The following is a 5,402-nucleotide window of genomic DNA, read 5'->3' on the forward strand; positions in this document are numbered from 1 at the left end:
CGGCGGGAACCTTCAGAACCGGATACTGCGAGGCGAAGGGCGGGAACGCCCTCGCCGAGGAACGGAGATTGAAGATACCATTCAAGAGGTATCAGCAGTGATGTGACCAAGAGTCGAGTTTTGAGTGTGAGGGACCTTCGGAGGTCCCCCCGATCATTTCCTTCTTTTGAACCAGACACAGCTTGAGAAAGTCGAATGGAATCCGATCAGCGAAGAGTCGCTGGCCGGACGGGCCCTCTGGCCCTCGCGGCGCCCCGGTCTCACCGGGGCGCCCTGGACGGAGAGTTCGATCCTGGCTCAGGATGAACGCTGGCGGCGCGCCTAACACATGCAAGTCGAACGGCACCCACCCCCGGGTGGAAGCGAGTGGCGAACGGCTGAGTAACGCGTGGAGAACCCGCCCCCCTCTCGGGGATAGCCGCCGGAAACGGCGGGTAAAACCCGATGACCCCGCAGGAAGGCATCTTCCCGCGGGCAAATCCCAGGAGGAGGGGGATGGCTCCGCGTCCCATCAGGTAGACGGCGGGGTGACGGCCCACCGTGCCGACGACGGGTAGCCGGGTTGAGAGACCGACCGGCCAGATTGGGACTGAGACACGGCCCAGACTCCTACGGGAGGCAGCAGTGGGGAATCTTGCGCAATGGGGGCAACCCTGACGCAGCGACGCCGCGTGCGGGATGGAGGCCTTCGGGTCGTAAACCGCTTTCAGCAGGGACGAGGAGAGACGGTACCTGCAGAAGAAGCCCCGGCTAACTACGTGCCAGCAGCCGCGGTAATACGTAGGGGGCGAGCGTTATCCGGATTCATTGGGCGTAAAGCGCGCGTAGGCGGCCGGGCAGGCCGGGGGTCAAATGGCGGGGCTCAACCCCGTCCCGCCCCCGGAACCGCCCGGCTCGGGTCCGGCAGGGGAGGGTGGAACACCCGGTGTAGCGGTGGAATGCGCAGATATCGGGTGGAACACCGGTGGCGAAGGCGGCCCTCTGGGCCGGCACCGACGCTGAGGCGCGAGAGCTGGGGGAGCGAACAGGATTAGATACCCTGGTAGTCCCAGCCGTAAACGATGGACGCTAGGTGTGGGGGGAACCGTCCCCCCGTGCCGCAGCCAACGCATTAAGCGTCCCGCCTGGGGAGTACGGCCGCAAGGCTAAAACTCAAAGGAATTGACGGGGGCCCGCACAAGCAGCGGAGCATGTGGCTTAATTCGAAGCAACGCGAAGAACCTTACCGGGGCTTGACATGGCGGTGAAGCGGGGGAGACCCCGTGGCCGAGAGGAGCCGCCACAGGTGGTGCATGGCTGTCGTCAGCTCGTGTCGTGAGATGTTGGGTTAAGTCCCGCAACGAGCGCAACCCCCGCCGCGTGTTGCCATCGGGTCGTGCCGGGCACCCACGCGGGACCGCCGGCGTCAAGCCGGAGGAGGGCGGGGACGACGTCAAGTCATCATGCCCCTTATGCCCCGGGCTGCACACGTGCTACAATGGCCGGTACAGCGGGATGCGGAGGCGCGAGCCCGAGCGGATCCCTGAAAGCCGGCCCCAGTTCGGATTGGGGGCTGCAACCCGCCCCCATGAAGTCGGAGTTGCTAGTAATCGCGGATCAGCATGCCGCGGTGAATGCGTTCCCGGGCCTTGTACACACCGCCCGTCACACCACCCGAGTCGTCTGCACCCGAAGCCGCCGGCCCAACCCGCGAGGGGGGGAGGCGTCGAAGGTGTGGAGGGTGAGGGGGGTGAAGTCGTAACAAGGTAGCCGTACGGGAACGTGCGGCTGGATCACCTCCTTTCTAGGGAGAGAGAGCTTCCTGAAAGCAAGATTGACACGACGGCCGGGGTGCCCCGTCCGGTCCCCGTTCCCCAGGCTCGAGCCTCGCAGCGTCCGGTCCCGGGGGGTCCCCCGCGCACCTTGAGAGCCGCATAGCGAGATGGATCATCCATTTGAACATGGAACGTGATCTGATCGATTCTCAGATATCAGAGAGATGAAGATATCACCGATCTGCAACTGAAGATTCAATTTACATTTCCAAGTAAGGAAGCATCTAATCGAGATGAGATAGTCTCGATCGCCGCCCGGGCGCGTCCCGGGCGACGGTGTGCGACACCCAACACTGGATAGAGTACAGCGATGTGCTACTCAGTCATGAGCGCGATCGTCCCGCGATGCGCGGGAAGATACGCAGGGCGCGCTGGCGGATGCCTTGGCATGGGAAGCCGAAGAAGGGCGCGGCAAGCCGCGATAGGCCTGGGGTAGGGGCACACACCCGCCGATCCCAGGGTACCCGAATGGGCGAACCCGCCCGGCGATGGCCGGGCATCCCCCTCCCGAAACGATAGGGAGGGGGAGGACAACCGGGGGAACTGAAACATCTAAGTACCCCGAGGAGAAGAAATCAACTGCGAGATCCCCCGAGTAGCGGCGAGCGAAAGGGGGCCGAGGACAAACCACCGGTCGCACGCGGGCGGCAGCCTTCGCGCCGGTGGGGTTGCAGGGCGCTGCACCCGGGGCCTGCCGGCCCCGGCGCGAACGCTCCCGGGCGGGCCGAACGGCATGGGAAGGCCGGCGGCACAGGGTTAGGGCCCCGTAGGCCCCGCCCGGCGGAGCGGCGCGGACGGCGTCCCTGAGTAGGGCCGCGCACGTGAAACGCGGTCCGAACCCGGGGGGACCACCCTCCAATCCTGAATACTCTCCCATGACCGATAGCGAACCAGTACCGCGAGGGAAAGGTGAAAAGCACCCCGGGAGGGGAGTGAAACAGTACCTGAAACCGCGCGCCCGCGAGGCGTCGGAGCAGCCTTTCGGCTGTGACGGCGTGCCTTTTGTAGAATGAGCCAGCGAGTCGCTGGCCGCCGGCGAGGTTTAGCTTTGGAAGCGAGCCGTAGCGAGAGCGAGTCCGAACAGGGCGATCACGAGTCGGCGGCCGCGGACGCGAAGCCGGGTGAGCTACCCGTGGGCAGGCTGAAGCGGGGGTAAGACCCCGTGGAGGGCCGAACGGGGGTGCGTTGAAAAGCGCTCCGATGACCCGCGGGTAGGGGTGAAAGGCCTATCAAACCCGGAGATATCTCGTTCTCCCCGAAATAGCTTTAGGGCTAGCGTCGACCGTTAACCCCTGGAGGTAGAGCACCGGATCGATGAGGGGGCCTCGCAGCCTACCGAGTCGAACCGAACTCCGAATGCCAGAGGGTCCAGAGGTCGGCAGTCAGAGCATGTGGGCTAAGCTGTGTGCTCGAGAGGGAAACAGCCCAGACCGCCCGCTAAGGTCCCCAATTGCAAGCCGAGTGGCAAAGGATGTGCGTCCGCGCAGACAACCAGGAGGTTGGCTTAGAAGCAGCCACCCCTTCAAAGAGTGCGTAACAGCTCACTGGTCGAGTGGACATGCGCCGACAATACACGGGGCTAAGCTTGCAACCGAAGCGGCGGGATGTTTATCACATCGGTAGGGGGGCGTCCCCAGCGGGGCGAAGCCGGAGGGTCACCGACGGTGGACTGCTGGGGAGCGAGAATGCTGGCATGAGTAGCGAGAGACGAGCGAGAGACTCGTCCGCCGTAAACCCGAGGTTTCCTGGGCGAGGCTAATCCCCCCAGGGTCAGTCGGGGGCTAAGGCCAGGCCGGAAGGCGTAGCCGAAGCGCAGCAGGTGGACATTCCTGCACCATCGAGGGACCGTCACGACCGACGGGGCGACGGATCGGGGTAGCCGGGCGGGGTTCTGGACGTCCCCGTGAGCGCGCGCGGCCCGCATCCCAGGCAAATCCGGGGTGCGCGAGGGCTAGGCGCGGGACGAAGCGAGCGAGCGAAGCCGGTGAGCCCTGGTCCCCAGAAAAACCCCTAGGCAGGGCCCTCGATGCCCGTACCGCAAACCGACACAGGTGGGTGGGTAGAACATACCGAGGCGATCGGGCCAACCATGGTCAAGGAACTCGGCACAATGGCCCCGTAACTTCGGGAGAAGGGGTGCCCCCGCGTACGTGAACCGGCCGGCCCGGGGAGCGGAGGGGGGCCGCAGTGAAGAGGCCCAAGCGACTGTTTACCAAAAACACAGGACTCTGCAGAAGCCGCAAGGCGACGTATAGGGTCTGACGCCTGCCCGGTGCCGGAAGGTCACGGGGAGGGGTTAGCGCGCCGCGCGAAGCCCCGAACCCAAGCCCCGGTAAACGGCGGCCGTAACTATAACGGTCCTAAGGTAGCGAAATTCCTTGTCGGGTAAGTTCCGACCTGCACGAACGGCGCAACGACTTGGGCGCTGTCTCGACCATGGGCCCGGTGAAATTCCACTAGTCGTGAAGATGCGACTTACCCGCGGAAGGACGGAAAGACCCCGTGAACCTTCACTGCAGCTTGGCATTGGCCGCTGGCCCGTCGCGTAGAGGATAGGCGGGAGGCTTCGAAGCCCGGGCGCCAGCCCGGGCGGAGCCGCCCTTGGAATACCGCCCCCGACGCGCCGGCGTCCTAACCCCGTCCCGTGAAGCCGGGCGGGGGACCGTGCCAGGCGGGCAGTTTGACTGGGGCGGTCGCCTCCTAAAGGGTAACGGAGGCGCGCGAAGGTCCGCTCGGGACGGTCGGCAACCGTCCTCATGAGTGCAAGAGCGTAAGCGGGCTTGACTGCGAGGCACACACGCCGAGCAGGCGCGAAAGCGGGCTCTAGTGATCCGGCGGCCCCACGTGGGAGGGCCGTCGCTCAACGGATAAAAGGTACTCCGGGGATAACAGGCTGATCTTGCCCAAGAGTCCACATCGACGGCAAGGTTTGGCACCTCGATGTCGGCTCATCGCATCCTGGGGCTGGAGCAGGTCCCAAGGGTACGGCTGTTCGCCGTTTAAAGCGGTACGCGAGCTGGGTTCAGAACGTCGTGAGACAGTTCGGTCCCTATCCTCCGCGGGCGCAGGAGAATCGAGGGAGGCTGCCCCTAGTACGAGAGGACCGGGGTGGACGGACCTCCGGTGAACGGGTTGTCGACCGACGGCATCGCCCGGTAGCCGCGTCCGGACCGGATAACCGCTGAAGGCATCTAAGCGGGAAGCCGTTCCCGAGATCAGTTCTCCTTACGGTAAGGGCCCAGGTAGAACACCTGGTCGATAGGCCGCAGGTGCAAGCGCGGCGACGCGCTCAGCCGAGCGGTACTAATAGCCCGAGCTCTTACCCGCATCCCATCGCGACGGGCGTTCGCGCCGTGCCGCACGCGGGATGCTTCCCGGCGGAATGCGCCGCGTCCCATGCCCCGATGGATGTCCGACCCTCGCTGTGCGGCCCCCAGGGCGCGCGCGGACCGCCCGGACGAGTGGGCGGGGCGCCGCCCACCGGTCAGCGGCCACAGCGTGCGGGGCACGCCCGGTCCCATTCCGAACCCGGAAGCTAAGCCGCACCGCGCCGATGGTACTGCGGGGGAAGCCCGTGGGAGAGCAGGG

Annotated in this window: 3 rRNA genes; all 3 read left to right on the forward strand. The window is 65.5% G+C overall.

Annotated elements, in window-relative coordinates:
• Positions 1-274: 274 nt before the first annotated feature.
• A 16S ribosomal RNA gene (locus tag GDJ97_RS01605) occupies positions 275-1,783 on the forward strand.
• 381 nt (positions 1,784-2,164) lie between these two features.
• Positions 2,165-5,142, forward strand: a 23S ribosomal RNA gene (locus GDJ97_RS01610).
• A gap of 155 nt (positions 5,143-5,297) precedes the next feature.
• Positions 5,298-5,402: ribosomal RNA gene (gene rrf / locus GDJ97_RS01615) — 5S ribosomal RNA — on the forward strand; the annotation flags it as partial.

This window comes from Collinsella sp. AK_207A (assembly GCF_902501965.1).
Taxonomy (GTDB): domain Bacteria; phylum Actinomycetota; class Coriobacteriia; order Coriobacteriales; family Coriobacteriaceae; genus Collinsella.